A 25,198-nucleotide genomic window follows, 5' to 3' on the forward strand; every position below is an offset into this window, starting at 1 on the left:
GCTCTACATTAGCAAGGCTTATGAGCGACTTCGACCCCGCCGCCCTGGACTGCCTCGCCGCGCTGGCCGACGAGCAGGGCTTCGAGCGCGCCGCGCAGCGCCTGGCCATCACGCAGAGCGCCGTCTCGCAGCGGCTGCGCTCGCTGGAGGCGCAGGCCGGCCAGCCGCTGGTGGTGCGCTCCCGGCCGCTGCGGCTGACCGAGGCCGGCAAGGTGCTGCTGCGCTTCGCCCGCCAGCTGCAGGCGCTGCGCGTGGACGTGGCGCGGGAGCTGGGCGAGCGGGTGGCGCCACAGTCGCGCCTGGCCATCGCCGTCAATGCCGACAGCCTGGCCACCTGGGTGCTGCCGGCGCTGGACGGCCTGGTGCAGCAGGGCCTGCGCGAGGGCTATGGGCTGGAACTGGTCGTCGACGACCAGGACTTCACCCACGACAGCCTGCGCCAGGGCGCGGTGCTGGGCTGCGTCTCCACGGTCGCCGAGGCGCTGCAGGGCTGCCGCGTGCAGCCGCTGGGCGTGATGCGCTACGTCGCGGTGGCCAGCCCGCGTTTCCTGGCGGCGCAGCTGCCGGACGGCCTGCACGCCGGCAACTTCGCCGACACGCCCTTCCTGGTGTTCAACCGCAAGGACGACAACCAGGTGCAGTGGGTGTCGCAGGCTTTCGGCGTGCGCGCGCCGCGGCTGCGCGAGCGCTTCGTGCCCTCCAGCGAGGCCTATGTGAACGCCGCCGTGATGGGCTGGGGCGTGGGGGTGGCGCCGGAGATCCAGGTGCGGCCCTTGGTCGCGGTGGGCCGCCTCGTCATGCTGGAGCCGGCGGTGGGCGTGGACGTGGCGCTCTACTGGCACCAATGGCAGCTGCAGGGCCGGGGCGCGCTGCTGGACCAGATCGGCCAGGCGCTGGCCGACGGCGCGCGCCGGGCGCTGGGCGGCTGATCAGCGCGTGACGGTGGGCGCGGAAGCCGCCGTGTCGGCCGCCGCCACGGCCTGGGAGATGAACAGCGACATCACGTCGTGCTCGCTGGGCTGCACCGCCTGGGCCACCCACAGCGTGCCGGCCACGACCAGGCCGACCATGCCGTGGGCGAACCATTTCAAGAGTGCTGAATTCATGCGGGAAAGCCCGGAGGTCCGAAGGAGCGGCAGCTTACCCCCATCCAGGGGGGATGGACCGGCGGACCTCCGGGCGGTGTGGTTTTTTGTGCAGTGCCGCAATTTGCGGCGAGCGCGGCCCGGCCCCTGATGCGAAATCGCCACGCTTGAGGCCCGGACCCTGCCGTTGCGGGGCCGGCGACCCACCCTGAATGTGTGGTCCTGGGGCGAAGGGCAATATTTACTCACAGTTGAGGGATTCATTTGTCATATCGATCCCGCACACTGCCGGCACGGTTCGACGCGGTTGTCGAACGCCACCCCACGAGGTTTGCCATGCGATTCGTTCCCGCGCTGCGCTTTTTCCGCCGTGGCGCCGCCGTGCGCAACGCGCCGGACCCGGCCGACCTCGGCACCGCCTTCGGCCTGGACGCCTGCCTGGACGGCGGCGGCATCAGCGACTACCGCAGCCAGCCCAAGAGCGACTACCTCGAATCGCAGTCCGCCCGCCCGTCCCAGGAGTCCCCGCTGGGCTGGCTGTCGCGCCGGACGGCCTGACGCCTACAGCTTCGGAATCCGGATCCGACTCACCATCAGCGACCCGGACAGCGCGAACAGCAGCACCAGCGGGTGCAGCCGGAACCCGGCGATCCACCACACGCCGCCCCACAGCGCGTCGCCGATGGCGCCCTGCGCCGCGGCGGCCCACAGCACCGCCACCAGCAGCATGGACGTCGGGATGGGCGTGCCCTCGAAGTAGGCCACCTTGTCCGAGCCGGCGCTGAGCTTCTCGGCCGTCACGTTGTAGCGCGCCAGCCGGCTGACGCCGCAGGCGACGAAGAACACCAGCACGATGCGGTCGTACAGGCCCTGCATGCCGCAGCCGTAGGCGATGACGGCCGGCGCGACGCCGAACGAGATGACGTCGGCCAGCGAATCCAGCTCCCGGCCCAGCGCCGAGCTCTTCTGCCGCCAGCGCGCGATGCGGCCGTCGAGCACGTCGAAGGCCAGCGCCAGCGGGATCAGCGCGCAGGCGTATTGCAGGTGCCGCGTGTCGCCGCTCTGCAGAAAGCTCATCACCGCGAACAGCGCGCCCATGCCGGCGCAGGCGTTGCCCAGCGTGAACCAGTCGGCGAGGTGGAACTCGCGGATCATCGAGAACGGCTTGGGCTTGTCCATGGCAGCCGCGATTGTCAGGCCGTGGCGGGCGGCTCCGGCTCGGGCGGCGGCTTCAGCCGCAGCCAGGCCTTGCGGGCCAGGTGCCGCAGCAGCAGGCCGCCGGGCATGCGCAGCCAGTGGGAGCGCACGTACAGGGCGAGCCGGGCGGCCCCGGTCAGCGGGCGGTCGCAGCTGGGGTGGTCGGGCATCAGCGCGCGGGCATAGCAGGCGTCCAGCAGCGGCTGGCTGGCCGGGCTGCCGGCGCAGGCAGCCTGCAGCCCCGCGGCGGGCACGGGCGTGCCCAGCAGGCGCGTGGTGTAGCGCAGCGCGAGGGCCAGCGGCCGGCCCAGGCCGAGCGAGCGGGCACGCGGCAGCAGCGCGTCCCAGAAGCCGGGGTCGCGGCCGAAGTCCCTCAGCAGCGCGTCGAGGTCGAACAGGTCGCGCAGCCCCTTCTCCAGCTCGCCCTCGTGGAACAGGTGGGTGGCGCTGTGCAGCACCATGGTGGCCGGCGCCAGCACGCGCACGCCGGGGTGGCCCGGCAGCTCCTGCGCGTCCTCGAACAATGCCGCCGTGTTCACCCGGATGCGCGCCGTGGGCGGCAGGATGGTGTGGTGGACGTCGAGGCTGCTGCCGCGCTGCTCGTGGGTCAGCGGCGGGATCTCGTGCATCCACTCGCGGTAGTAGCGCTCGTCATAGGCGTCCAGGTCGTCCTGGAAGGACCAGCCGTGCGCGAGCAGGGCGGCTTCGATGTCGGCGATGCGGTCCCGGGGCACGAGGATGTCGACGTCGCCGAACACGCGGCCCGCGCTGGCCGGCAGGCCGGCCATCAGGTAGGCGCTGCCTTTCAGCAGGATGGGCGCCACGCCCAGGGGCTGGAGCGCGGCCTGGATCCGGCTCACCTCCCAGTGCGTCAGCTTGGCCTGGCGCGCGGCGGTCATCAGCGCGGCGTGGAGGTGGTGGCGGGGGCCGGGCGGCACCTGTTCGAGCCAGGGCTTCAGCGCGACGGCCAGTTTGGCCAGCAGCAGGCCCCGGCGCGCCTGCCGCAGCAGCAGGTCCCAGTCCAGCGGCCGCAGGCGCAGCGCCGACGCCGGGTCCAGCAGCACGCGCAGCAGCAGCGGGGCGGATGCGGTCTTCATGCGGCGTCCGCCAATTGGTCGATGCGCTGCACGGCCTCGGCCAGCGACGAGTACTGGAATTCCAGGCAGTCGCAGCGGTCGACCAGGTCGGCCGTGGCCTCGAAGCCCGGGCGGCCATGGAGGTCGTAGTTGAACGCCTGTTCGGCCAGCAGCAGCAGCATGCGGGCCTTGGGCACGTCGGCCAGCGCCGGCGCGGCGCCAGCGGTGTAGCGCGGCGTGATGATCCAGGCCGGCTGCGCGGTTTCGGCCACGCGGGCCACGCTCTGCGCGGGGGCCTTCATCAGCGCGAGCGTCCCCTTGGTGGTGTCCGGCACCGGGCGCGTCAGCTCGGCCTGCGGCGCGAACCGCCGGATCGCGTCGATGGAGACGTTCTTCAGGTTGACCGGCCGGCCCATGCCGGTCACCCGGCCGCCGGCCGGGTCGTACAGGGTGATTTCGTCGGACATCAGCCGCCAGCCCCGGTGCGCCAGCGCGGCCGTCAGCGTGCTCTTGCCCGAGCCGGGGGGGGCCGGCATGACCAGGGCCCGGCCGTCGCGCTCCAGCGCGGCGGCGTGGTAGGACAGGTAGGGGTGGGCCATCGTGCTGACGGCCCAGTTCAGCCCCCACTCGATCATGTGGAAGCCCTGCTCCGCGGGCAGCGGGCTGAAGGCGGGCTCGCCGTCGGCGTAGAAGCGGGCCATGGGCTTGACCCAGCGGCGCAGGCCGCCTTCCCGCCGCACTTCGAGGTGGAAATCCGCGAAGTCCTCGGCCGTGCCGAGGTCGAAGTCGGCATAGAGGAAGGCCAGGTCCTCGGCGACCCGGTCCAGGTCCGAGCGCAGGCGTGCGACGAAGGGCGGCACCTTGACGACCAGCTCGCCGCGGGCCAGCCGGCGGCGCAGATCCCGGGGCGCCAGGTCGCGGAGCTTCATGGCGGCGGGGGGAGCTGCCCGACCAGCCCCAGGTCCCGCAGCGCGCGCAGCTGGCGGTCGAAGAAGGCGGCCGCCGTTTCTGCGTCCATCAGCTCGGGGGTCGCGTCGGCCAGCTGTTCGACCAGTTGCGCCACCGATCGCGGCTGCCGGGCCAGCAGTTCGAGGAGTTCGATGGACAGCGCGTCGACCAGGTGGGTGTCGCCGCAGCCGTCGTCGTAGACGGCGCCCAGCCCCTCCCAGTCACGCCAGCAGATGTCGGCCGGCCGATGGATGCACCACAAGGGCTCCCGCATCTGCGTTCAGGCGCCTGTCACCGCCGGCAGCGCGAGCGGCTCAGCTCAGGCGGCCGATGAAATTGCTTTCCAGATAGCGTCGGACGTCTTCGGCATACCAGGTCTTGCCGTCCGGGCCCTTGCCCGAGCCGGCGGCGACGATGTTGCCGAGCGTGGTCAGCTGGTTCGACGAGAAGGTGTCGATCACGCACACGTCGGTCTTCGTCGTGTTGCTGATGCGGTAGTTCAGCCAGGCGACCAGCATCGCCTTCTGGGCGGCGGAGTAATTGCCGGTCAGCGCGTCCCAGATCTTCACGTTCTTGCCGATCCCGGCGGTACCGTTGGCGCTGCCGCAGGCGCTGCCCACTGTGTACTTCTTGACGGTGCTGACCTTCAGGTCGGCGCAGCTGATGGAGTTCTTGCGCCAGCCATCGCAGCTTGCGTAGTCGGTTTTGCCGGTCCGGTACTTGGCGACCCACTGTGCGAGGGTGTAGCAGGTCACCGTCGGCGCTGCGGCCGCCTTGCGTGTGTACTGGCTGGCATTGGTGCCGACCAGCGTCTGCACCGAGCCCCAGGCGGAGGCCGAGAAGCACTTGCCCTGGCTGTTGGTCGCCAGCACGGGGCGGCTGCTCAGCGTCAGCGCCACGGGCACGACGCCCGCGCCCATCTTGATGAAGCGGCGGCGGCGCTCCGAAGCCGCCTGGCGGGCGGACACGTCAACATGCGCTGGCGCGCCGGGCGCGGGCTGCGAGTCGTTCGGTTGGTGTTCGCTCATGACAAAGGCCTCGGAATCGATAGGGCTGCCAGCGCTGCGGACAGCCTCGGCAAACGGGTCGGAAGTGTTCCACACAAAGCCCGGCAGGGCACGCCGGGCGCCCCCTTGAACGGGTGGGCGGGCCGTGCCACTTGTCACAGGGCCGTCGCGGAGAAGGTGTCGCAGACCTTCAGGTCGCCCGCCTCCAGGCCGCGCTTGAACCACCGCGTCCGCTGCGCGCTGCTGCCGTGGGTGAAGCTTTCCGGCACGATCGAGCCGCTGCTGCGCTTTTGCAGCGTGTCGTCGCCGATCTGGGCGGCGGCGTTCAGCGCTTCCTCGATGTCGCCCTGCTCCAGCCAGCCCTTGCCGCGCTGCGAGTGGTTGGCCCAGACGCCCGCGTAGCAGTCGGCCTGCAGTTCCAGCCGCACGCTCATGGCGTTCATCTCGCGCTCGGAGACGCGGCCGCGGGCGCGGTCGAGCTTCTCGGTGGTGCCCATCAGGTTCTGCAGGTGGTGGCCCACCTCGTGGGCGATGACGTAGGCCTGCGCGAAGTCGCCGGGGGCGCCCAGGCGCTCGCGCAGCGTGTCGTAGAAGCTCAGGTCGATGTAGACCTTGCGGTCGGCCGGGCAGTAGAACGGGCCCATGGCCGCCTCGCCGGCGCCGCAGGCGGTGGGGTAGCGGCCGCGGAAGATGACCAACTGCGGCGCCGGGTACTGCTGGCCGCTGCGCTGGAAGTAGGCGCCCCAGACGTCTTCCGTGTCCGCCAGCACGACGCTGACGAAGCGCCCGGCGGCGTCCTGCGGCGGGGCGGTGGCGGTTGGCGCCGCCTGCGGCAGGGGGGCGCCTCCGCCGCCCTGCAGCAGCCCCAGCACGGTCAGCGGGTTGACGCCAAGCACCCAGGACGCCAGCAGCGCGATGGCCACGCCGCCGATGCCGATGCCGCGCCCGCCGATCGGCAGTCCGCGGCCTCCGCTGCTGTTGCGGGCGTCCTGGACGTTGTCACTCTCGCGCTGGCCTTCCCATTTCATGGCGGTCGTCTCCTCTGGTCGGTCGCGTCATCGTAAGGCCCCGCAGCCGGGGGGGCCGGCGCTCAGGGCCTGAGCTTCAGGTCGTGCCCCTGGGCCTGGGCCGGCGCGGGCAGGCCGGCGATGCCGGCGAGCGTGGGCGCCAGGTCGGCCACTTCGACGCGGTTCTTCATCTCGCCCTGGCCGACGTAGCCCGGCCCCCAGAACAGCAGCGGCACGTGGGTGTCGTACCGGTAGGGGCTGCCGTGCGTGCTGCCGCCGGGGCGGTAGCTGTAGATCCAGTGCGGCTTGAGCACGATCTGCAGCGGCGCGGCGCGGGTCGGGTCGAAGGACTTGCGCATGGCGTCGAGGTAGGGCGTCGCCGTGTCGGTGCCCAGCAGCTGCTCGCGCGTGAACACGGCCGCGACGCCGGGCAGCTTCAGCAGTTCGTCGCGGGCGGTGGCCTGCACGTCGGCGGCGTTCAGCCGGTGCTCGGCGATCAGCGCGTCGTTCAGCAGCAGGCCGGCGGCGGAGAAGCCGCGCGCCAGCTGGGCGACGCCGAATTTCTCGTTCAGCGCCGTGTTGACCACCGCCAGCGACACCGCGCCGGCGAAGCGGTGGGCGTCCCGGCCCTGCGTGGCGGCCCACTCGGGCGTGTCGGTGAAGCCGTGGTCGGCCGTCAGCGCCAGCACGTAGTTGCCGGCGCCCACGGTCTGGTCGAGGAACCGGAAGAAGGCCTGCAGGTGGCGGTCCAGGTGCAGCAGGTGGTCCTGCGACAGGCGGGACTCGGGGCCGAACGCGTGGTTGATGTAGTCGTGGCTGGACAGGCTCACCGACAGGATGTCCTGCACGCCGCGCTGGCCCAGCTGCTCGTTCTTCACGGCGGCGCGGGCGAAGGCCAGCGTCAGCTCGTCGCCGAAGGGCGAGGGCAGGATGTTGCCGTAGAAGCGCGGGCCGGGCGCGTCCATCTTGTCGCCCAGCACGGCGGGCAGGCGGTTGCCGTTGCCGCTGGCCACCTGCCAGGGCTGGCCGTCCGGCACGGAGCGGGCGTAGGCGCAGGCGGACGTGGTCTGGGGGCAGTCGAACCCGGGCAGCAGCGGCGTCCAGGCCTTCTTGAAGAAGGCGTCGGCGGGCTTGGCGGCGTTGAAGTCGGTCACCCATTGCGGGTGGGCGGCCATGTAGTAGGTGCTGGAGGCGAAGCGGCCCGTCTCGCTCATGTACATGTAGGCCGTGCCCTTGTGCCCGGCGGGCAGGATGGCGCCGCGGTCCTTGCCGGAGATGCCGATCACCTTGGAGGCCGGCGAGCGCGTGCGCAGCACGTCGCCCAGCGTTTCCACCTTCAGGCTGCGCGGGCTGGTGCCGGCCAGCGGGGCGGTCGGGCTGTCGATGTACCGGTAGGCGGCGTCGCCGGTGTTGTAGACGGGGGCGCCGGTGGCGGGGTCGCGCCATTCGTTGCTGATGATGCCGCTGCGCTGCGGGTAGGCGCCGGACAGCATCACCGCATGGCCGGCCGCCGTGACCGTGTGGCCGTGGGCGTAGTGCGCATCGGAGAACCAGCGGCCGTGGTCGAGGAAGCGGGCGAAGCCGTCCGGCGCGAGCAGGTCGCGGTAGCCGGTGACCTGGCGCATGGGCAGGCCGTCGATGACCACCAGGACCAGCAGCTTCGGCGCCTGCTGCGCCTGCCGTGGCGGCACCGTGGCGGATGGGGGCGTGCTGCAGGCGCTGAACAGTGTCGAGGCGGCAGCGGCGAGGGCCAGGCTCAATAGGCGGCGGCGGGAGTTCATCATGACGGTTTTGTGACAGGGGTGCGCGAGCTTACGTCGTCCCAATGTCTGGCTTGTAAAGCCGGCCGGCGCGGGGGTGGTTGAAAGCCCTAGCCCGGGGGCTTCGCGCATCGTGGAAAATACGGGGCCCGCGCGTCTGCCCGCGCGCTTCCCTCTCACAACACTCTTCGACAGGACCAGCGTGGCCAAAGAAACCACCAAGACCACCATCGAAGCGGATGGTCTGCGCTACCGCTCCAAAGCTCCCGGCTCGCCGTTCGCGGCGACCTCCTCCTTCGGCGCCGCGACGATGTCTTGCTTCCTCTGCGGCAAACACCGCCCGCGCGCGATGCTCAAGTCCAAGAAGCTGCTGGGCAAGTCGCAGCCCGTGTGCTCGCCGTCCTGCAAGGAGCTGGACGCGCAGATCGCCGCTAAATAGGGCCCCCGGGCCAGCGGGTACGCTGGCCCACCCCCCGAGGGGGGCGATTCCTTGACGGGCGATGGCCCCTCAAGGAATCGCGCAGCGCCGCCTTGGGGCGGCCCGGCGGCGGCGCCAGCAGGCACTACGCCCTGCTCGGGCCCAGGGGCTGGTCAGCCGCCTTGGCGGAAGCACCTGCCACAGACCGAGCGATAGCGCGCATTGCCGCCGATCTCCACCTGGGCGCCCTCGGTGACCTTGCGGTTGTGGGCGTCCACGCGCATGTTCATCGTCGCCTTGCGGCCGCAGTCGCAGATGGTCTTCATCTCGTCCATCTCGTCGGCCAGCGCCAGCAGCGTGGCCGAGCCGGGGAAGAGCTCACCCCGGAAGTCGGTGCGCAGGCCGTAGCAGATGGCCGGCAGGTTGCGCAGGTGCGCCAGCTCGTGCAGCTGCTGCACCTGGCGCTTGGACAGGAACTGCGCCTCGTCCACGAGGAGGCAGGCGATGCCGGGGCCGCTGTGGTCGATCAGCGCGATGAAATCGGTGTCGTCGTCGAACTGCTCCACCTGGCGCTGCGGCCCCAGGCGCGACGTGACGAGGCCGTGGCCGTAGCGGTTGTCCAGCCGCGCGGTGAAGATGCGCACGCGGTGGCCGCGCTCCTCGTAGTTGTGCGCGACCTGCAGCAGCGCGGTGGACTTGCCGGCGTTCATCGCGGCGTAACGGAAGAAGAGCTTGGCCATGGGGGCGTGAGGAGCGACGGCCGCATTGTCCCCGGCGGGCGACCCCGTGCTTGCGGGTAGGGGAAGCCCGTGTTTTGCGGCAAAACGCGGGCTTGCGAGATGGCGCCGGCCGCCGCGCTGTGCCCCAATGCCCATTTCGCACCCACCCCTGCCCAGCATGAGCAAAGACACCGTGACCGCGGTTCGCCAGGATGGCCTGCGCTACCAGTCGAAAGTGGGCGGCTCGCCCTTCCTCGGCAGTGGCCACACCCGCTCCTGCTTCAAGTGCGGCAAGCACCGCGCGCCGACCAGCCTGCAGTCCATCCGGCTGCTCGGCCGCAACGAGGTGGTCTGCAAGCCCAGCTGCAAGACGCTGCCGTAGCGCGGCGGCGATCGGGCCTCAGGCCGTCAGGCCTTGCGCGGCGCGCCCCGGCCGCGCTCCTCCAGCCAGGCCTTGGCCGTCGAGAAGTGGCCGCAGCCGATGAAGGGGCGCGGCGGCTTCAGCGCCGACAGCGGCGACGGGTGGTTGGCCTTCAGCACGAGGTGGTCCTGCCGCGCCGCGGCGATCAGCGGCGCCTTGGCCTGCGCATAGCTGCCCCAGAGCATGAAGACCTTGGGCGCAGGGTCTTCGGCGGCGGCTTTGATGATGGCGTCGGTCAGCGGCTCCCAGCCCTGGTTGGCGTGGCTGGCGGGCTGGCCGTCCTCGACGCTCAGCACCGCGTTCAGCAGCAGCGTGCCGCCCTCGGCCCAGCGCACCAGGCTGCCCGTCTTGGGCCAGGGCGTGCCGAGGTCGCGCTGGATCTCCTTGAAGATGTTGCGCAGGCTGGGCGGCAGCGGCACGCCGGCCGGCACGCTGAAGGACAGGCCCTCGGCCTGGCCGGCGCCGTGGTACGGGTCCTGGCCGAGGATGACGACGCGTGTTGCGCTGAGCGGCGTCAGTGTCAGCGCGCGCAGCGGCTCGGGCGGGTAGATCGTCGCGCCGGCCGCAACGCGCTCCGCCAGGAAGGCTTGCAGCCGCTGTCCGGCGGGCGACCCGGCCCAGGCTTCGACGACGGGGCGCCAGTCGGTGTCGGGGAGGTCTAGGGGCAGCCGCATGCCAGTGCTTCCATGAAACTTGCGGGCCGAGCGCCGGGCCGCTCCCAAGCCGGCCCCTCGGGGGACCGACCAGACCCGCACGCGTCCAGCGCTGCGGGGGTGGGCGAGGGGCAGGCCGTCATCCGAACAACTGTGCCAGCGCCGCGCCGGGGTCGGACGCGCGCATGAAGGCCTCGCCGACGAGGAAGGCGTTCACGTTCGCATCGCGCATGCGCTTCACGTCCGGCGCGCCGAGGATGCCGCTCTCGGTCACCAGCAACCGATCCGCCGGCACGCGCGGCAGCAGGCCGAGCGTCGTGTCCAGCGTCACGTCGAAGCTGCGCAGGTTGCGGTTGTTGATGCCGACCAGCGGCGTCTTCAGCCGCAGCGCGCGGTCCAGCTCGTCGCCGTCGTGCACCTCGACGAGCACGTCCAGGCCGATGGCGTGGGCGGCGGCTTCGAGGTCGGCCATCTGCGAGTCGGCCAGGCAGGCGGCGATCAGCAGGATGCAGTCCGCGCCCATCGCGCCGGCTTCCATGACCTGGTAGTCATCGACCATGAAGTCCTTGCGCAGCACCGGCAGTTCGCAGGCGGCGCGGGCTTCGCGCAGGTAGCCGACCGAGCCCTGGAAGAAGCGCTCGTCCGTCAGCACGCTCAGGCAGGCCGCGCCGTGGCGGGCGTAGCTCTCGGCGATGGCGGCCGGGCGGAAGTCCTCGCGCAGCACGCCCTTGCTCGGGCTGGCCTTCTTGACCTCGGCGATGACGCCGGCCTGGCCCGCCGCGACCTTGGCGCGCAGCGCACGCTCGAAGCCGCGGCGTTCGCCCTTGCGGCTCTCGGCCTCTTCGCGCTGGGACGCGAGCGAGCGTCTGTGTTTGGCCGCCGCGATCTCCTCCCACTTGACCTCGACGATGCGCTTCAGGATGTCGGCCATCAGTGCGCCCCTAGCCCCTGCGTGGTCTTCACGAAGGCGTCCAGCCGGGCGCGCGCCGCGCCGCTGTCCAGCGCCTGCCGCGCGCGCGCGATGCCGTCCGCGATCGAGCCCGCCACGTTGGCCGCGTAGAGCGTCGCACCGGCGTTCAGCAGCACGATGTCGCGCGCCGGGCCGGCCTGGCCTTCGAGCACGCCCAGCAGCATCTGCCGCGACTGCTCGGGGCCTTCCACCTTGAGGCTGCGGTTGCTCGCCATCGGCAGGCCGAAGTCCTCCGGATGCACCTCGTACTCGCGCACCGCGCCGTCCTTCAGCTCGCCGACCAGCGTCGTCGCGCCGAGCGAGATCTCGTCCATGCCGTCCTTGCCGTAGACGACCAGCGCGTGCTCCGCGCCCAGGCGCTGCAGCACGCGCACCTGGATGCCGACGAGGTCGGGGTGGAAGACGCCCATCAGGATGTTGGGCGCGCCGGCCGGGTTGGTCAGCGGGCCCAGGATGTTGAAGATCGTGCGCACGCCCAGCTCCTTGCGCACCGGCGCGATGTTCTTCATCGCCGGGTGGTGGTTGGGCGCGAACATGAAGCCGATGCCGCACTCGGCCACGCTCGCGGCCACCTGGCGGGGGCTGAGCTGGATGTTGGCGCCCAGCGCCTCCAGCACGTCGGCGCTGCCGGTCTTGCTGCTGACGCTGCGGTTGCCGTGCTTGGCCACCTGCGCGCCCGCCGCCGCGGCGACGAACATCGAGCAGGTCGAGATGTTGAAGCTGTGCGCGCCGTCGCCGCCGGTGCCCACCACATCGACCAGATGCGGCTGCGGCGCGAGCGGCACCTTGTTGGACAGCTCGCGCATCACCTGCGCGGCGGCGGTGATCTCGCCGATGGTTTCCTTCTTCACGCGCAGGCCGGTCAGCAGCGCGGCGGCCATGACGGGCGACATCTCGCCGGCCATGATGCGGCGCATCAGCGTCAGCATCTCGTCGTGGAAGATCTCACGATGCTCGATGACGCGGGTCAGCGCCTCGGTGTCGGTGATGGGCATGGTTCAGACCTCGAAAAATTCGCGGGCGGCGGCGATGGCGTGCTCGATGCCCGCCGCATCGACGCCCAGGTGCGTGACGAAGCGCAGCCCGATCAGGCCGGTGGCCAGCACGCCGCGCGAGCGCAGGTGCTCCAGCAGCGCCGGGCCGCGGTCGTCGGCCACCTGGGCGAAGACGATATTCGTCTGCGGTGGTGTGACCGTGACGCCGGGCAGCGCCGCGAGGCCCTCGGCCAGCCGCCGGGCCAGCGCATGGTCGTCGGCCAGGCGCTCGACGTGGTGGGTCAGCGCATGGTCGGCTGCGGCCGCCAGCAGGCCGGCCTGGCGCAGGCCGCCGCCCAGCATCTTGCGGGCGCGGTGGGCGCGGCGGATCAACTCGCGCGAGCCCGCCAGCATCGAGCCGACCGGCGCGCCCAGGCCTTTGCTGAAGCAGATCGACACCGAGTCGAAGTGCCGCGCCAGCTCGGCCACCGGGCGGCCCGAGGCGACGGCGGCGTTGAAGAGCCGCGCGCCGTCCAGGTGCGTGGCGAGGCCGCGCGAGCGGGCCAGCTCGCAGGCCGCGTCCACGTAGCCGGCGGGCAGCACCTGGCCGTTCCAGGTGTTCTCCAGCGCCAGCAGCCGCGTGCGCGCGAAGTGCGCGTCATCGGGCTTGACGGCGGCGGCGATGTCGGCGAGCTTGATCGTGCCGTCGGGCTGGTTGTCCAGCGGCTGCGGCTGGATGCCGCCCAGCACCGCCGCGCCGCCGCCCTCGTAGCGGTAGGCGTGGGCGAGCTGGCCGACGATGTACTCGTCGCCGCGCCCGCAATGGGCCAGCAGCGCGCACAGGTTGCTCTGCGTGCCGCTGCTCATGAACAGTGCGGCGTCCTTGCCGAGCAGCGCGGCGACGCGCTCCTGGAGCGCATTGACGGTCGGGTCGTCGCCGAACACGTCGTCGCCGACCTCGGCGCGGGCGATGGCTTCCCGCATCGCGGGCATCGGCCGGGTGACGGTGTCGCTGCGCAGGTCGGCAATCACGTGGCCACTGCCGTCGCCCGAACCAGGCGCGTAATCGCTCATGGCCGCAACTCCAGGAAGTTGCGCAGCATCGCGTGCCCGTGCTCGGACAGGATGGACTCGGGGTGGAACTGCACGCCCTCCATCGGCGTGGCCGTGCCGGCCAGCTCGCGGTGGCGCACGCCCATGATCTCGCCGTCGTCGCTGCGCGACGTGATCTCCAGCACGGCCGGGCAGCTCGCTTCCTTGATGACGAGCGAGTGGTAGCGGATGACGCTGAACTCGCGCGGCAGGCCGGTGTAGACGCCGCGCTGGTCGGTCGTGATCGTGCTGGCCTTGCCGTGCATCTGGCGTTGCGCGCGGACGATGGTGCCGCCCAGCGCCTGGCCCATCGCCTGGTGGCCCAGGCAGACGCCCAGCAGCGGCTTCCTGCCGAGGAAATGCCGGATGGCCTCCACGCAGACGCCCGCCTCGTTGGGCGTGCAGGGGCCGGGCGAGAAGACGATGTGGTCGGGATTCAGTGCGGCCATCTCGGCCACGGTGATCTCGTCGTTGCGCACGACCTTCACGTCCGCGCCCAGTTCGCTGAGGTACTGGACGATGTTGAACGTGAAGCTGTCGTAGTTGTCGATCATCAGCAGCATTTGGCCTCCCGCCGGGCCGCCCCAAGGGAGGCCAGCCCCCGTGGGGGGCAGTGAACGAAGTGAACTTGGGGGCTCATCAAAACCCCTCCTCGACCAGTTCCGCTGCGCGCAGCAGCGCGCGCGCCTTGGCCTCGGTTTCCTGCCACTCCAGTTCGGGCACCGAATCGGCCACGACGCCCGCTGCCGCCTGCACGTACAGCATGCCGTTCTTGACGATGCCGGTGCGGATCGCAATCGCCAGGTCCATGTCGCCGGCAAAGCTCAGGTAGCCGCAGGCGCCGCCGTAGATGCCGCGCTGCACGGGCTCCAGCTCGTCGATCAGCTCCATCGCGCGCACCTTGGGCGCGCCGGTCAGCGTGCCGGCGGGGAAGGTGGCCTTCAGCACGTCGAGCTGGCCCACGTCGTCGCGCAGCACGCCCTCGACGTTCGAGACGATGTGCATCACGTGCGAATAGCGCTCGATGGTGAACGCCTGCGTGACCTTGACGCTGCCGGTGCGCGCGATGCGGCCGATGTCGTTGCGCGCCAGGTCGATCAGCATCAGGTGCTCGGCGCGCTCCTTGGGGTCGGCCTGCAGCTCGGCCTCCAGCGCGAGGTCGCGCTCCACGGTCGCGCCGCGCGGCCGGGTGCCGGCCAGCGGCCGGATCGTGACCTTGCGCGAGCCGTCGCCCGCGTGTTCCTCGCGCACCAGGATCTCGGGGCTGGCGCCGACGATCTGGAAGTCGCCCAGGTCGTAGAAGTACATGTAGGGGCTGGGGTTCAGCGCCCGCAGCGCGCGGTACAGCGCGATCGGCTCGGCCTTGTAGGGCTTGGCGATGCGCTGGCCCACCTGCACCTGCATCAGGTCGCCGGCGGCGATGTAGTCCTTGGCCTTCTGCACGGCGGCCAGGTAATCGGCCTTGGCGAAGCTGCGCTGCGCGGGGTGGGGCTCGCCCCGGGCCACGCGCGGCACGCTGACCGAGTAGGCCAGCTTGTCGCGCAGCTGCGCGAGCCGCTTGGTGGCGCGGAAATAGGCCTCGGGCTGGCGCGGGTCCGCCCAGACGATCAGGTAGAGCCGGCCCGACAGGTTGTCGATGACGGCGACCTCCTCGCTCAGCAGCAGCACGATGTCCGGCGTGCCCAGGCCGCCGTCCTTTTGCGTGCCGGCCAGGCGCTTCTCGATGGCGCGGACCGCCTCGTAGCCGAAATAGCCGGCCAGGCCGCCGCAGAAGCGCGGCAGGCCGGCGGGGATCTTCGGCTTGATGCGCTCCTGGTAGGCGGCGATGAAGTCCAGCGGGTTGCCCTCGTGCGTCTCGACGACGGCGCCGTCGGTGACGACCTCGCAGCGCATGCCGGTGGCGCGGACCAGCGTGCGCGCCGGCAGGCCGATGAAGGAGTAGCGCCCGAAGCGCTCGCCGCCGACGACGGACTCCAGCAGGAAGCTGTTGCGGCTCTGGCCGGCGGCGCAGAGCTTGAGGTACAGGGACAGCGGGGTTTCGAGGTCCGCGAACGCCTCGCTGATGAGCGGGATGCGGTTGTAGCCCTCGGCGGCGAGGCTCTGGAATTCGAGTTCGGTGATCACGTCAAACCTTGGAAGCGGGTCTTCAGGGCTTGGCGTGCAGCCCGGTCATGGGGACGGGCAACGCGGACGGGAGCGCGTCAGGGCGCGCCAAGCGGCATCAGTCGGCAGCGGACGGGCGACGCCAGGGCCAGGCTCCCCGGTCGCTCGACCCCGTGATGTGCTTGCGCGTGATGAACATGGTGGCGGCGAGTGTATTTCAAGGCGCGCCATACTTCGGCCCGCGAAGGCGCAGTTATCGCGCCGCGAACACGGAGACGGACATGCGCGCATTCATCGTCGCGGCCCTGGTGGCCGCAGCCGGCCTGGGCCCGGGGGCGGTCCGGGGGCAGCCGGTCGAAGTGGCGAACGTGAAGTACGAGCCGACGGCGGAGCTGGCGGGCCAGAAGCTGGTGCTCAACGGCGCCGGCGTGCGCTACAAGTTCGTCGTCAAGGTCTACACCGCCGGCCTGTACCTGGCCAGCCGGGCCGGCAGCACCGCCGAGGTGCTGGCCGCGCCCGGGCCGAAGCGCCTGCACATCCAGATGCTGCGCGAGGTGGACGGCAACGAGTTCGGCAAGCTGTTCACCAAGGGCATGGAGGCCAACGCGCCGCGCGAGGAGTTCGTCAAGTCCATCAACGGCGTGCTCAGGCTCAGCGAGATCTTCGCCAGCCGCAAGTCGCTGGTGGCGGGCGACAACTTCTCGGTGGACTACATCCCCGGCGCCGGCTCCGCGATCAGCCTGAACGGCAAGTCGCTGCTGGCCGAGCCGATCAAGGAGCCCGAGTTCTTCTCGGCGCTGCTGCGCATCTGGCTGGGCGACAAGCCGGCCGACGACGGCCTGAAGGACGCGCTGCTGGGCGGCCGGCGCAAGCGCTGACGCGGCGCTCAGAGCAGCGCCGGCAGGCCCTGGTCCAGGCGGTCCAGGTGCCGCAGCGCCGGCACGGCGAGGATGTCCTCGCCATGGTTGTAGCCATAGGTCACCAGCACCAGCGGGCAGCCGGCCGCGTGCGCGGCCTCGGCGTCGTTGCGCGAGTCGCCCACCATCCAGGTCCGTGCGGGCGGCGTGCCCAGGGCTTCGCAGGTCTTCAGCAGCGGCAGCGGGTCGGGCTTCTTGCGCGGGAAGCTGTCGCCGCCGAACACGTGGGCGAAATAGCCGTCCAGGCCGGTGCGCTTCAGCAGCTCGGCGGCCGGCGCGGCCGGCTTGTTGGTCAGCACGGCCAGCGGCAGGCCGTGCGCGCGCAGCCGGTCCAGCGCCGCGACGACGCCCGGGTACACCGCCGCGTGCGCGCCGTTCACGGCGGCGTAGTGCCGCTGGTACAGCGCCCAGGCGCGGTCGAACAGCGCCGCGTCGCCGCCGGCCTCGGCCAGCGTCGCGCGTACCAGGTGCTCGCCGCCGCGGCCGATGGTGTGCGCGACGAACTCGCGGCTCACGGCCGGCAGGCCGAGGTCGGCCAGCGTGAGGCCGAGCGCCGCGACGAAATCGCCCAGCGTGTCGACGAGCGTGCCGTCGAGGTCGAGGATGCAGGCCAGCGGCGGGGGTGGGAGGTGGGGCATGGGCGGCGTTCGGGGCGTGGACGGGGCTGCGCATTCTGGCCGCGGCCGGGCGGCTTCCTAGAATCGCGCGATGCACACCCCCGCCGCCCCCGTCGTCTGCATCGGCGGCTTCAACATCGACCGCAAGCTGCGGCTGCTGGCGCGCGTGCTGCCCGGCTCGTCCAACCCCTGCGAGGCGCATGAGACGCCCGGCGGCGTGGTGCGCAACGTGGCCGAGAACCTGGCCCGGCTGGGCCTGCCCGTGGCGCTGATCGCGGCCGTGGGCGACGACGCGGGCGGGCAGCTGCTGCTGGAGCGGGCCGTGCAGGTGGGCCTGGACACGCGCGCCGTCATCCGGCTGCGCCGCCACGTCAGCGACAGCTACACCGCCGTGCTGGCGCCCGACGGCAGCCTGCACCTGAGCCTGGCGTCGATGCCGCTGGTGGAGCAGCTCAACCCCTGGGCGCTGGCGGCCAGCAAGGCCTTGCGCGCCGGCGCGGCGCTGGTGGTGGCCGACGGCAACCTGCCCACCGACACCTGGCAGCTGCTGCTGGACGAGGCGCGTGCCGGCGGCGCGCCGCTGGTGGGCGTGGCGGTGTCCGAGGCCAAGATGGAGCGCCTGCCCGAGCGGCTGGACGGCCTGCACCTGCTGCTGCTGAACGCGGCCGAGCTGGCCACCGTCGCCGCGGACCCGGACGCCGCGCTGGCGGCGCTGCATGCGCGCGGCGTGCGCTGCGTGCTGGTGTCGCTGGGCGATGCCGGCCTGCTGCTCAGCGTGCCCGGCCGGGCGCAGCGCCGCTGGCCGGCGCCGCCGGTCGAGGTGGTGGACGTGACCGGCGCGGGCGATGCGCTGGCGGCCGGCGTGTGCGCCGCGCTGCTGCGCGCGCCGGACGACTTCGACACCGCCGCCCGCCTGGGCCTGGCCCTCGCCGCGCTGACGCTGCAGACCGAGGACAGCGTGTCCCCCGACCTGAACCCCAGTTTCCTGGACGACCGATGAACGACCTGATCCAGCTCTCGCCCGAAGTGGCGGCCGCCCGCGCGGCGGGCCGCGCCGTCGTGGCGCTCGAATCCACCATCATTGCCCACGGCATGCCCTGGCCGCAGAACCTGGACACCGCCCGCGAGGTGGAGGGCGTCATCCGCGCCGAGGGCGCCGTGCCGGCCACCATCGCCGTCATCGGCGGGCGCATCCGCGTCGGGCTGACGGACGGCGAGCTGCAGCAGCTCGCGCAGGCGCCCGACGCGATGAAGCTCAGCCGCCGCGACCTGCCCTATGCCGTCGCCACCGGCCGCCTGGGCGCCACCACCGTGGCCGCGACGATGATCTGCGCGCAGCTGGCCGGCATCGAGGTGTTCGTGACCGGCGGCATCGGCGGCGTGCACCGCGGCGGGCACGAGAGCTTCGACATCTCGGCCGACCTGCAGGAGCTGGCGCGCACGCCGGTGGCCGTGGTGTGCGCGGGCGCCAAGTCCATCCTGGACCTGGGCCTGACGCTGGAGTACCTGGAGACGCATGGCGTGCCCGTGCTGTCCATCGGCCAGGACAACTTCGCCGCCTTCTTCACGCCCGACTCGGGCCTGCGCGCCGACTTCCGCATGGACGATGCCGCCGAGCAGGCCCGCTTCATCCGCGCCAAGTGGGCGCTGGGCCTCTCGGGCGGCGTCGTCGTGAGCAACCCGGTGCCGGCGGCGCAGGCGATGCCGCGCGAGGAGATCGACGCCATCACGCGCCAGGCGCTGGCCGAGGCCGGCGCGCAGGGCATCGGCGGCAAGGCCGTCACGCCCTTCCTGCTGGCGCGCATCAAGGCGCTGACCGGCGGCCGCAGCCTGGCCACCAACATCGCGTTGGTCAAGCACAACGCCGCGGCCGGCGCCCGCCTGGCCCGCGCGCTGCTGGGCTGACGGCAAAAAGCACGCGCGCAGCAACCTGCGAGCAAAACGCGCCGGCTAAGCTGGCGCGCCTTCCCGGCCCCTTCCCATGACTTCCGACCCCTGGCAGGTCCGCCCCATGCGCCCGACCCCTTCCCTGATCTCCGCCGGCCTGCTGCTGGCCGCCCTGGCGCTGAGCGGCTGCGGCCGCCAGGCCGACGGCGCGCCCGCCGCTGCCGGCGCCCCGGCCGGTGCGGCCAGCGCGCCGCCGCCGCAGAACGTGAGCGTGGTGCGGGTGGCGCAGGCGGACGTGCCCGTCACCGTCGAGGCCAGCGGCACCGTCACCGCGCTGCAGAGCGTGGACCTGCGCGCGCAGACCACCAGCACGGTCGCGCAGGTGTTCGTCAAGGACGGGCAGGACGTGAAGAAGGGCGAGCTGCTGTTCCGCTTCGACGGCCGCGCCGACCAGGCCGCCGTGGAGCGCGCCCGGGCCCAGCTGGCGCGCGACCGCGCCGCGCTGCAGGACCTGGAGCGCCAGTTCCTGCGCGCGCAGGAGCTGCAGGCGCAGGGCTTCATCGCGCAGAGCGCGGTGGACACGGCGCAGGCCGGCCTGGATTCCGGCCGGGCGCTGGTGAGGAGCGACGAGGCGGCCGTGCAGGCGGCGCAGGTCACGGCCGGCTACAACGAGCTGCGCGCGCCGATCAGCGGCCGGGCGGGCATCGTCAGCGTGTTCCCGGGCAGCCTGGTGCAGGCGAGCGCGACCGCGGCGCCGCTGGTCAACATCGCGCAGCTGGACCCGATCGCCGTCAGCTTCACCGTGCCCGAGACGCAGCTGGACGCGCTGCTCGCCGCCACGCGCGGCGGCGCGCTGGCCGTGGAGGCCCTGATGCCCGGCGGGGCGCCGGCGGTGAAGGGCCGCGTCACGGCGGTGGACAACCTCGTGGACGCCAGCACCGGCACGATCAAGGTCAAGGCCGAGTTCGACAACCGGGCGCAGGCGCTGTGGCCGGGCCAGTACCTGCGCGTGCGCGTCACGCTGCGCACGCTGCAGGGGGTGACGGTGCTGCCGCAGGCCGCCATCATCATGCGCGGCAATGAGCGCTCGGTGTACGTCGTCGCGCCCGACGGCACGGCCAGGCTGGTGCCGGTGCGGGTGCGCCAGGCCATCGGCGAGCAGGCCATCGTCGAGGGCCTGGACGCGACGGCGCAGGTCGTCATGGACGGCAAGCAGAACCTGCGGCCGGGCACGCCGCTGCGCATTCAGGCCGGCCAGCCCGGTGGCGGCGCGGGCGGCCCGGGCGGTTCAGGCGGCTCGGGCGCCGCGTCGGCCACGTCGGGCAGCGGCACATGAGGTTGACGGAGGCCTTCATCCGGCGGCCGGTCATGACCGTGCTGCTGAACCTGTCGCTGGTCATCGCCGGCCTGGCCGCGTGGAGCCGTATCCCGGTGGCCGCGCTGCCGTCCTACAACACGCCGGTCATCAACGTCGGCGCCTCGCTGCCGGGCGCGTCGCCGGAGACCATGGCCTCGTCCGTCGCGCTGCCGCTGGAGAAGCAGTTCTCCACCATCGCCGGCCTGCAGACCATCTCGTCCACGAACACGCTGGGCAACACCTCGCTGACGCTGGAGTTCGACCCGTCGCGCAACATCGACGACGCGGCCGTGGACGTGCAGGCGGCGCTGTTCCGCAGCTTGCGCGCGCTGCCGGCCGAGATGACCTCGCCGCCGAGCTACCGCAAGGTCAACCCGGCCGATGCGCCGGTGCTGCTGGTGGCGCTGACCTCGCCGTCCATCGACCTGACCGAGCTGAACGACTACGCGGAGAACCTGCTGTCGCCGGGGCTGTCCACGGTGGACGGCGTGGCCCAGGTGTCCATCTACGGGCAGAAGCGCTACGCGGTGCGCATCAAGGTGCGCACCGACCTGCTGAACCAGCGCAACATCACGCTGGAAGAGCTGCAGACGGCGGTGCGCGCGGCCAACGCCAACACGCCGGTGGGCGTGCTGGACGGCTCGCGCCAGACGCTGACCATCCAGGCCAACCGCCAGCTGCGCAACGCCGCCGAGTTCGGCCGCACGGTGGTGGCCTCGCGCAACGGCGCGCCCGTCTACCTGCGCGACGTGGCCGACGTGCAGGACAGCGTGGAGACCAGCAAGACCTACTCCACCTACCAGGGCGAGCGCTCCATCGTGCTGGCCATCCAGCGCCAGCCCGACGCGAACACGGTGCAGGTGGTGGACAAGGTCAAGGCGCTGCTGCCGCGCTATGCGCAGCAGATGCCGGCGTCCATCAAGATGTCGACGCTGAACGACCGCTCGCTGTCCATCCGCGAGTCGCTGCACGACGTCTACCTGACGCTGGCGCTGACCGTGGGCCTGGTGGTGCTGGTGATCTTCATCTTCCTGCGCCGCGCGGTGGCCACGCTGATCCCGGCGGCCTCGCTGCCGATCTCGCTGATCGGCGCGCTGACGCTGCTGTTCGCGCTCGGCTATTCGCTGGACAACATCTCGCTGCTGGGCATCACGCTGGCCGTCGGCCTGGTCGTGGACGACGCCATCGTCATGCTGGAGAACATCGTCCGCCACGTCGAGGACGGCATGAAGCCCTTCGACGCCGCCGTGCGCGGCGCGCGCGAGATGGCCTTCACCATCCTGTCGATCTCGGTGTCGCTGGTGGCGGTGCTGATCCCGATCTTCTTCATGCCGGGCGTCATCGGCCTGCTGTTCCACGAGTTCGCGGTGGTGGTGGGGCTGGCCATCCTGGTCTCGGCCGTCGTGTCGCTGACGCTGGTGCCGATGCTGTGCAGCCGGCTGCTGAAGGCCGGCGAGCACCACGAGGACGGCGCGCTGGGCCGGCTGTTCGAGCGCGGCTTCGCGGCCACGCTCGGCTTTTACACGCGCACGCTGGACCTGGCGCTGCGCCGCCGCGCCTGGGTGCTGGGCGTCGCGGTGCTGAGCTTCGTCGCCACCGTGTGGTTCTACGCCACCATCCCCAAGGGTTTCTTCCCCGAGGAGGACATCGGCCAGATCCAGGCCAGCACCGAGGCCGCCGAGGACACCTCGTTCGCCGCGATGACCGTGCTGCAGGAGCGCGTGGCGGCCATCGTGCGCAATGACCCCAACGTCGCCGCGCTCAGCTCCGCCGTGGGCGGCGGCCCGTCGGGCAGCGCCAGCAACACCGGCCGCATGTTCATCAACCTCAAGCCCCGCGGCGACCGCCAGGCCATGCCGCAGGTGCTGGAGGACCTGCGCAAGAAGCTGCGTGCGGTGCCGGGCATCCAGGTCTACCTGCGCCCGGTGCAGAACCTGCAGCTGGGCGGCCGCCAGAGCAAGAGCCGCTACCAGTACACGCTGCAGGCCGTGTCGGCCGGCGAGCTGGGCACCTGGGCCACGCGGCTGCAGGAGAAGCTGCGCGGCGACGCGCGCTTCCGCGACATCACCAGCGACTCGCAGATGCGCGGCCTGCAGGCCAGCCTCGTCATCGACCGCGAGCGCGCCGCGCTGCTGGGCGTGGACATGCAGGACCTGCGCAACGCGCTGTACGGCGCGTTCGGCGAGCGCCAGGTGTCCAGCATCTATGCCGAGAGCAACACCTACCAGGTCATCATGGAGGCGGGCGACGCCGACCGCAGCAGCGAGGCCGCGTTCGACAAGATCTACCTGCGCGGCAGCGGCGGCGCCCAGGTGCCGCTGACCGCCTTCGCCACCGTGCAGCGCACGCTGGGGCCGACGGCGGTCAACCACCAGGGCCAGCTGCAGGCCGTCACGATCAGCTTCAACCTGGCGCCGAACGTGCCGCTGGGCGACGCGACGAAGCAGATCGCCGCGTTCACGCAGGAGATCAAGCTGCCGGCCAACATCATCACCAGCTATGGCGGCGACGCGGCCGTGTTCCAGGACTCGCAGGGCGGCCAGCTGCTGCTGATCGGCCTGGCGGTGGCGGTGATCTACGTGCTGCTGGGCGTGCTGTACGAGAGCTACATCCACCCGCTGACGATCCTGGCCGGCCTGCCGTCCGCGGCGGCCGGCGCGCTGCTGACGCTGCAGCTGTTCGGCATGGAGCTGACCATCATCGCCACCATCGGCATCGTCATGCTGATCGGCATCGTCAAGAAGAACGCGATCATGATGATCGACTTCGCGCTGGACGCGCAGCGCCACCAGGGCATGGCGCCGGCCCAGGCCATCCGCGAGGCCTGCATCCTGCGCTTCCGCCCGATCATGATGACCACGCTGGCCGCGCTGATGGGCGCGCTGCCCATCGCGCTGGGCCTGGGCGCCGGCGCCGAGCTGCGCCAGCCGCTGGGCCTGGCGGTGGTGGGCGGGCTGATCCTGTCGCAGGCGGTGACGCTCTACATCACGCCGGTCATCTACCTGGCGCTGGACCGCTTCAGCGGCTCGGGGCCGGACACGCGCGAGGTGGCCGAGTTCGCCAGCAAGGCGGCGTGAGCGCGCCGGTCAGCTGAACTTGAGCCGGCCCTCGCGGGCCGCCCGCTGGAGGCTGCCGGCCGCCCGCTCGATCATGCCGATCACGGCGTCGAAGCCCGCGGCGGGGCCGAAGTAGGGGTCGGGCACATCCTGCCCGGCCAGCTCGGGCACGAAGTCGGTCAGCAGCAGGATGCGCGCGTGGTGCTCGGGCGCGGCCTTCCGGCGCAGCGCGTCGACGTGCTCGGCCTCCATCACTAGCACGAGGTCGAAGCGGCCGAGCTCGTCGATGTCCACGCGGCGCGAGCGCCACTTGCGGTCCAGGCCGTAGTGGCGGCGGGCCAGCGCCGCGGCGGCGCGCGCATCCACCGGGCCGCCGCGCGGGTCGGCGTGGATACCGGCCGAGGCGATGGTCTGGAACACCTCGCCCAGCCGCGCCTTGAACACGGCCTCGGCCATCGGCGAGCGGCAGATGTTGGCGGTGCAGACGAGCAGGACGGCGGCCATGTCAGCGCCGCCCGGCCGCCCGCAGGCGCAGCGAATGAAGTGGGCGTGTCGGCATCGCGGTCTTCAAGCCCTCAGGCCCGGGCCAGCTCGGCGCGCATCGCGTCGATGACCGCCCGGTAGTCCGGCTTGCCGAAGATCGCCGAGCCGGCGACGAAGGTGTCGGCGCCCGCCGCGGCGATCTCGCGGATGTTGTCCACCTTCACGCCGCCGTCGATCTCCAGCCGGATGTCGCGGCCGCTGCGGTCGATGAGCGCGCGCGCGCGGCGCAGCTTCTGCAGCGCCGACGGGATGAAGCTCTGCCCGCCGAAGCCGGGGTTCACGCTCATCAGCAGCACCAGGTCCACCTTGTCGATCACCCACTCCAGCACGTCCAGCGGCGTCGCCGGGTTGAACACCAGGCCGGCCTGCTTGCCCTCGGCCTTGATGAGCTGCAGCGTGCGGTCCACGTGGGCGCTGGCCTCGGGGTGGAAGCTCACCACGTCGGCCCCGGCGCGGCAGAAGGCCTGGGCCAGCGCGTCGACCGGCTGCACCATCAGGTGCACGTCGATGGTGGCCGGCGTGCCGTCGGGCCTCACGGCGTGCGGGCGCAGCGCCTCGCAGACCATGGGCCCGAAGGTCAGGTTGGGCACGTAATGGTTGTCCATCACGTCGAAGTGGATCCAGTCGGCGCCGGCGGCCAGCACGTCGCGGACCTCCTCGCCCAGGCGGGCGAAATCGGCGGACAGCAGGCTGGGGGCGATGCGGAAGGTGCTCATGGCGCGGATTCTAGGAAGGCCGCCGGAACCCGTCCCGCGCCCGCTGCGCCTCGGCCCAGTGGTGGCAGCCGGGCTGGTGGTCGTTGATGAGGCCCATGGCCTGCATCAGCGCGTGCATCGTCGTCGGGCCGACGAACTTCCAGCCGCGTTTCTTCAGATCCCGGGACAGCGCTTCGGACGCGGGCGACGTGGCCAGGCCGTGCGCCACCGAATTCGGCGCGGGCTCGAAGCGCCACAGGTAGGCGGCGAGGCTGCCCGTCTCGGCCACCAGCGCCACGCAGCGGCCGGCGTTGTGGATGGCGGCCTCGATCTTGCCGCGGTGGCGCACGATGCCCGGGTCGGCCAGCAGCCGGGCTACGTCCGGGGCGCCGAATTTTGCGACCCGGTGGAAGTCGAAGCCGGCGAACGCGGCGCGGAAGCCCTCGCGCTTGTTCAGGATGGTGCGCCACGACAGGCCGCTCTGGAAGCCTTCCAGGCACAGCTTCTCGAACAGGCGGACGTCGTCAGCCACGGGCCGGCCCCATTCCTCGTCGTGGTAGCGCAGGTAGAGCGCGTCGCCGGCCGCGGCAGCGCACCAGGCGCAACGCGGGCGGCCGTCGGGCGGCAGGTACAGGAGCTTCAGCATTTAGGATCACGCCTTCCCGATGAACGGGCGCCGAGCATAGCCGCCGGCCC

Annotated in this window: 28 protein-coding genes; 9 read left to right on the forward strand and 19 right to left on the reverse strand. The window is 71.8% G+C overall.

The window, feature by feature from the left end:
* The first annotated feature begins 20 nt into the window (after nucleotides 1-20).
* Nucleotides 21-929 (forward strand): LysR family transcriptional regulator ArgP, encoded by a 909-nt coding sequence (locus QM788_RS07165; protein ID WP_415660796.1) that lies wholly within the window; start codon nucleotides 21-23, stop codon nucleotides 927-929.
* On the opposite strand, the gene QM788_RS07170 is transcribed toward QM788_RS07165, so the two are convergent.
* The gene (locus tag QM788_RS07170) at nucleotides 930-1,106 is read right to left on the reverse strand and encodes a hypothetical protein (RefSeq protein WP_415660797.1); all 177 of its coding nucleotides are present in this window, start codon (nucleotides 1,104-1,106) and stop codon (nucleotides 930-932) included.
* Nucleotides 1,107-1,421: 315 nt separating this feature from the next.
* On the opposite strand from QM788_RS07170, the gene QM788_RS07175 reads away from it, so the two are divergent.
* Entirely contained in the window at nucleotides 1,422-1,643 is a 222-nt protein-coding gene (locus QM788_RS07175) for a hypothetical protein (RefSeq protein ID WP_415660798.1), read from the forward strand.
* A 3-nt stretch (nucleotides 1,644-1,646) separates the two neighbouring features.
* On the opposite strand, the gene pssA is transcribed toward QM788_RS07175, so the two are convergent.
* The 7 genes from pssA to QM788_RS07210 all read right to left on the reverse strand — a co-directional run bounded on the left by pssA (nucleotide 1,647) and on the right by QM788_RS07210 (nucleotide 8,104).
* Nucleotides 1,647-2,264: a CDP-diacylglycerol--serine O-phosphatidyltransferase gene (pssA, locus tag QM788_RS07180; RefSeq protein WP_415660799.1), complete on the reverse strand. Its 618-nt coding sequence runs from the start codon at nucleotides 2,262-2,264 to the stop codon at nucleotides 1,647-1,649.
* 14 nt (nucleotides 2,265-2,278) lie between these two features.
* The gene (locus QM788_RS07185; protein WP_415660800.1) at nucleotides 2,279-3,379 is read right to left on the reverse strand and encodes a nucleotidyltransferase family protein; all 1,101 of its coding nucleotides are present in this window, start codon (nucleotides 3,377-3,379) and stop codon (nucleotides 2,279-2,281) included.
* Nucleotides 3,376-4,287 (reverse strand): HprK-related kinase A, encoded by a 912-nt coding sequence (locus QM788_RS07190; RefSeq protein WP_415660801.1) that lies wholly within the window; start codon nucleotides 4,285-4,287, stop codon nucleotides 3,376-3,378. The genes QM788_RS07185 and QM788_RS07190 overlap by 4 nt, the downstream gene beginning before the upstream one ends.
* Entirely contained in the window at nucleotides 4,284-4,580 is a 297-nt protein-coding gene (locus QM788_RS07195; RefSeq protein ID WP_415660802.1) for an HPr-rel-A system PqqD family peptide chaperone, read from the reverse strand. The genes QM788_RS07190 and QM788_RS07195 overlap by 4 nt, the downstream gene beginning before the upstream one ends.
* Before the next feature lie 40 nt (nucleotides 4,581-4,620).
* The gene (locus tag QM788_RS07200; RefSeq protein ID WP_415660803.1) at nucleotides 4,621-5,334 is read right to left on the reverse strand and encodes a hypothetical protein; all 714 of its coding nucleotides are present in this window, start codon (nucleotides 5,332-5,334) and stop codon (nucleotides 4,621-4,623) included.
* 134 nt (nucleotides 5,335-5,468) lie between these two features.
* Nucleotides 5,469-6,341, reverse strand: coding sequence for a neutral zinc metallopeptidase (locus QM788_RS07205; protein WP_415660804.1), 873 nt, complete (start codon nucleotides 6,339-6,341; stop codon nucleotides 5,469-5,471).
* A gap of 62 nt (nucleotides 6,342-6,403) precedes the next feature.
* Nucleotides 6,404-8,104, reverse strand: coding sequence for an alkaline phosphatase family protein (locus QM788_RS07210; RefSeq protein ID WP_415660805.1), 1,701 nt, complete (start codon nucleotides 8,102-8,104; stop codon nucleotides 6,404-6,406).
* A 178-nt stretch (nucleotides 8,105-8,282) separates the two neighbouring features.
* Here QM788_RS07210 and QM788_RS07215 point away from each other — a divergent pair, with 178 nt between their 5' ends.
* Nucleotides 8,283-8,519, forward strand: coding sequence for a hypothetical protein (locus QM788_RS07215; RefSeq protein ID WP_056266878.1), 237 nt, complete (start codon nucleotides 8,283-8,285; stop codon nucleotides 8,517-8,519).
* A gap of 152 nt (nucleotides 8,520-8,671) precedes the next feature.
* On the opposite strand, the gene QM788_RS07220 is transcribed toward QM788_RS07215, so the two are convergent.
* The gene (locus tag QM788_RS07220) at nucleotides 8,672-9,238 is read right to left on the reverse strand and encodes a thymidine kinase (RefSeq protein ID WP_415660806.1); all 567 of its coding nucleotides are present in this window, start codon (nucleotides 9,236-9,238) and stop codon (nucleotides 8,672-8,674) included.
* A 157-nt stretch (nucleotides 9,239-9,395) separates the two neighbouring features.
* Between QM788_RS07220 and QM788_RS07225 the strand changes: the two genes are divergently transcribed.
* Complete coding sequence (locus QM788_RS07225; RefSeq protein ID WP_415660807.1) at nucleotides 9,396-9,599, forward strand: hypothetical protein; 204 nt, start codon at nucleotides 9,396-9,398, stop codon at nucleotides 9,597-9,599.
* A 26-nt stretch (nucleotides 9,600-9,625) separates the two neighbouring features.
* Here the strand turns inward: QM788_RS07225 and QM788_RS07230 are convergent, their stop codons facing one another.
* The 6 genes from QM788_RS07230 to trpE form a co-directional block, all read right to left on the reverse strand.
* Nucleotides 9,626-10,312 carry a uracil-DNA glycosylase gene (locus QM788_RS07230; protein WP_415660808.1) on the reverse strand — a complete coding sequence of 229 codons (687 nt, stop codon included), beginning with the start codon at nucleotides 10,310-10,312 and terminating at the stop codon, nucleotides 9,626-9,628.
* A 118-nt stretch (nucleotides 10,313-10,430) separates the two neighbouring features.
* Nucleotides 10,431-11,222: an indole-3-glycerol phosphate synthase TrpC gene (gene trpC, locus QM788_RS07235; protein WP_415660809.1), complete on the reverse strand. Its 792-nt coding sequence runs from the start codon at nucleotides 11,220-11,222 to the stop codon at nucleotides 10,431-10,433.
* On the reverse strand, nucleotides 11,222-12,256 hold the full coding sequence (gene trpD, locus QM788_RS07240) for an anthranilate phosphoribosyltransferase (protein WP_415660810.1): 1,035 nt from the start codon (nucleotides 12,254-12,256) through the stop codon (nucleotides 11,222-11,224). The genes trpC and trpD overlap by 1 nt, the downstream gene beginning before the upstream one ends.
* Before the next feature lie 3 nt (nucleotides 12,257-12,259).
* Entirely contained in the window at nucleotides 12,260-13,309 is a 1,050-nt protein-coding gene (gene ltaE, locus QM788_RS07245; protein ID WP_415660811.1) for a low-specificity L-threonine aldolase, read from the reverse strand.
* The gene (locus QM788_RS07250; RefSeq protein WP_415660812.1) at nucleotides 13,306-13,890 is read right to left on the reverse strand and encodes an anthranilate synthase component II; all 585 of its coding nucleotides are present in this window, start codon (nucleotides 13,888-13,890) and stop codon (nucleotides 13,306-13,308) included. Before QM788_RS07250 ends, ltaE begins: the two co-directional genes overlap by 4 nt.
* A 76-nt stretch (nucleotides 13,891-13,966) precedes the next feature.
* Nucleotides 13,967-15,451, reverse strand: a complete 1,485-nt coding sequence (trpE, locus tag QM788_RS07255) for an anthranilate synthase component I (protein WP_415660813.1) — start codon at nucleotides 15,449-15,451, stop codon at nucleotides 13,967-13,969.
* A 260-nt stretch (nucleotides 15,452-15,711) separates the two neighbouring features.
* On the opposite strand from trpE, the gene QM788_RS07260 reads away from it, so the two are divergent.
* Complete coding sequence (locus tag QM788_RS07260; RefSeq protein WP_415660814.1) at nucleotides 15,712-16,308, forward strand: chalcone isomerase family protein; 597 nt, start codon at nucleotides 15,712-15,714, stop codon at nucleotides 16,306-16,308.
* Between the two features lie 8 nt (nucleotides 16,309-16,316).
* On the opposite strand, the gene gph is transcribed toward QM788_RS07260, so the two are convergent.
* The gene (gene gph / locus QM788_RS07265) at nucleotides 16,317-16,985 is read right to left on the reverse strand and encodes a phosphoglycolate phosphatase (RefSeq protein ID WP_415660815.1); all 669 of its coding nucleotides are present in this window, start codon (nucleotides 16,983-16,985) and stop codon (nucleotides 16,317-16,319) included.
* 70 nt (nucleotides 16,986-17,055) lie between these two features.
* On the opposite strand from gph, the gene QM788_RS07270 reads away from it, so the two are divergent.
* From QM788_RS07270 to QM788_RS07285, 4 genes are all read left to right on the forward strand, one after another.
* Nucleotides 17,056-17,964, forward strand: a complete 909-nt coding sequence (locus QM788_RS07270; RefSeq protein WP_415660816.1) for a PfkB family carbohydrate kinase — start codon at nucleotides 17,056-17,058, stop codon at nucleotides 17,962-17,964.
* Complete coding sequence (locus tag QM788_RS07275; RefSeq protein ID WP_415660817.1) at nucleotides 17,961-18,869, forward strand: pseudouridine-5'-phosphate glycosidase; 909 nt, start codon at nucleotides 17,961-17,963, stop codon at nucleotides 18,867-18,869. Before QM788_RS07270 ends, QM788_RS07275 begins: the two co-directional genes overlap by 4 nt.
* 106 nt (nucleotides 18,870-18,975) lie before the next feature.
* Nucleotides 18,976-20,187: an efflux RND transporter periplasmic adaptor subunit gene (locus QM788_RS07280; protein ID WP_415660818.1), complete on the forward strand. Its 1,212-nt coding sequence runs from the start codon at nucleotides 18,976-18,978 to the stop codon at nucleotides 20,185-20,187.
* Nucleotides 20,184-23,285, forward strand: a complete 3,102-nt coding sequence (locus QM788_RS07285) for an efflux RND transporter permease subunit (RefSeq protein WP_415660819.1) — start codon at nucleotides 20,184-20,186, stop codon at nucleotides 23,283-23,285. Before QM788_RS07280 ends, QM788_RS07285 begins: the two co-directional genes overlap by 4 nt.
* A 9-nt stretch (nucleotides 23,286-23,294) precedes the next feature.
* On the opposite strand, the gene QM788_RS07290 is transcribed toward QM788_RS07285, so the two are convergent.
* The 3 genes from QM788_RS07290 to QM788_RS07300 form a co-directional block, all read right to left on the reverse strand.
* Entirely contained in the window at nucleotides 23,295-23,768 is a 474-nt protein-coding gene (locus QM788_RS07290; protein WP_415660820.1) for a low molecular weight protein-tyrosine-phosphatase, read from the reverse strand.
* 71 nt (nucleotides 23,769-23,839) lie between these two features.
* Entirely contained in the window at nucleotides 23,840-24,523 is a 684-nt protein-coding gene (rpe, locus tag QM788_RS07295; RefSeq protein WP_415660821.1) for a ribulose-phosphate 3-epimerase, read from the reverse strand.
* Nucleotides 24,524-24,533: 10 nt separating this feature from the next.
* Nucleotides 24,534-25,148 carry a DNA-3-methyladenine glycosylase I gene (locus QM788_RS07300; protein WP_415660822.1) on the reverse strand — a complete coding sequence of 205 codons (615 nt, stop codon included), beginning with the start codon at nucleotides 25,146-25,148 and terminating at the stop codon, nucleotides 24,534-24,536.
* Nucleotides 25,149-25,198: the final 50 nt, after the last annotated feature.

The organism is Roseateles sp., from assembly GCF_047654785.1.
Classification (GTDB): Bacteria; Pseudomonadota; Gammaproteobacteria; order Burkholderiales; family Burkholderiaceae_C; genus Pelomonas.

What these genes read in the sequence shown, in the direction of transcription:
- QM788_RS07300 (WP_415660822.1), bottom strand. Translation starts at nt 25,148, where the DNA reads ATGCTGAAGCTCCTGTACCTGCCGCCCGACGGCCGCCCGCGTTGCGCC.
- QM788_RS07290 (WP_415660820.1), bottom strand. Translation starts at nt 23,768, where the DNA reads ATGGCCGCCGTCCTGCTCGTCTGCACCGCCAACATCTGCCGCTCGCCG.
- QM788_RS07275 (WP_415660817.1), top strand. Translation starts at nt 17,961, where the DNA reads ATGAACGACCTGATCCAGCTCTCGCCCGAAGTGGCGGCCGCCCGCGCG.
- trpD (WP_415660810.1), bottom strand. Translation starts at nt 12,256, where the DNA reads ATGCCCATCACCGACACCGAGGCGCTGACCCGCGTCATCGAGCATCGT.
- trpC (WP_415660809.1), bottom strand. Translation starts at nt 11,222, where the DNA reads ATGGCCGACATCCTGAAGCGCATCGTCGAGGTCAAGTGGGAGGAGATC.
- QM788_RS07210 (WP_415660805.1), bottom strand. Translation starts at nt 8,104, where the DNA reads ATGATGAACTCCCGCCGCCGCCTATTGAGCCTGGCCCTCGCCGCTGCC.
- QM788_RS07195 (WP_415660802.1), bottom strand. Translation starts at nt 4,580, where the DNA reads ATGCGGGAGCCCTTGTGGTGCATCCATCGGCCGGCCGACATCTGCTGG.
- QM788_RS07205 (WP_415660804.1), bottom strand. Translation starts at nt 6,341, where the DNA reads ATGAAATGGGAAGGCCAGCGCGAGAGTGACAACGTCCAGGACGCCCGC.
- rpe (WP_415660821.1), bottom strand. Translation starts at nt 24,523, where the DNA reads ATGAGCACCTTCCGCATCGCCCCCAGCCTGCTGTCCGCCGATTTCGCC.
- QM788_RS07175 (WP_415660798.1), top strand. Translation starts at nt 1,422, where the DNA reads ATGCGATTCGTTCCCGCGCTGCGCTTTTTCCGCCGTGGCGCCGCCGTG.
- pssA (WP_415660799.1), bottom strand. Translation starts at nt 2,264, where the DNA reads ATGGACAAGCCCAAGCCGTTCTCGATGATCCGCGAGTTCCACCTCGCC.
- QM788_RS07230 (WP_415660808.1), bottom strand. Translation starts at nt 10,312, where the DNA reads ATGCGGCTGCCCCTAGACCTCCCCGACACCGACTGGCGCCCCGTCGTC.
- QM788_RS07285 (WP_415660819.1), top strand. Translation starts at nt 20,184, where the DNA reads ATGAGGTTGACGGAGGCCTTCATCCGGCGGCCGGTCATGACCGTGCTG.
- ltaE (WP_415660811.1), bottom strand. Translation starts at nt 13,309, where the DNA reads ATGAGCGATTACGCGCCTGGTTCGGGCGACGGCAGTGGCCACGTGATT.
- QM788_RS07280 (WP_415660818.1), top strand. Translation starts at nt 18,976, where the DNA reads ATGCGCCCGACCCCTTCCCTGATCTCCGCCGGCCTGCTGCTGGCCGCC.
- QM788_RS07270 (WP_415660816.1), top strand. Translation starts at nt 17,056, where the DNA reads ATGCACACCCCCGCCGCCCCCGTCGTCTGCATCGGCGGCTTCAACATC.
- QM788_RS07165 (WP_415660796.1), top strand. Translation starts at nt 21, where the DNA reads ATGAGCGACTTCGACCCCGCCGCCCTGGACTGCCTCGCCGCGCTGGCC.
- QM788_RS07250 (WP_415660812.1), bottom strand. Translation starts at nt 13,890, where the DNA reads ATGCTGCTGATGATCGACAACTACGACAGCTTCACGTTCAACATCGTC.
- QM788_RS07260 (WP_415660814.1), top strand. Translation starts at nt 15,712, where the DNA reads ATGCGCGCATTCATCGTCGCGGCCCTGGTGGCCGCAGCCGGCCTGGGC.
- QM788_RS07220 (WP_415660806.1), bottom strand. Translation starts at nt 9,238, where the DNA reads ATGGCCAAGCTCTTCTTCCGTTACGCCGCGATGAACGCCGGCAAGTCC.
- QM788_RS07225 (WP_415660807.1), top strand. Translation starts at nt 9,396, where the DNA reads ATGAGCAAAGACACCGTGACCGCGGTTCGCCAGGATGGCCTGCGCTAC.
- QM788_RS07170 (WP_415660797.1), bottom strand. Translation starts at nt 1,106, where the DNA reads ATGAATTCAGCACTCTTGAAATGGTTCGCCCACGGCATGGTCGGCCTG.
- QM788_RS07185 (WP_415660800.1), bottom strand. Translation starts at nt 3,379, where the DNA reads ATGAAGACCGCATCCGCCCCGCTGCTGCTGCGCGTGCTGCTGGACCCG.
- gph (WP_415660815.1), bottom strand. Translation starts at nt 16,985, where the DNA reads ATGCCCCACCTCCCACCCCCGCCGCTGGCCTGCATCCTCGACCTCGAC.
- QM788_RS07200 (WP_415660803.1), bottom strand. Translation starts at nt 5,334, where the DNA reads ATGAGCGAACACCAACCGAACGACTCGCAGCCCGCGCCCGGCGCGCCA.
- QM788_RS07190 (WP_415660801.1), bottom strand. Translation starts at nt 4,287, where the DNA reads ATGAAGCTCCGCGACCTGGCGCCCCGGGATCTGCGCCGCCGGCTGGCC.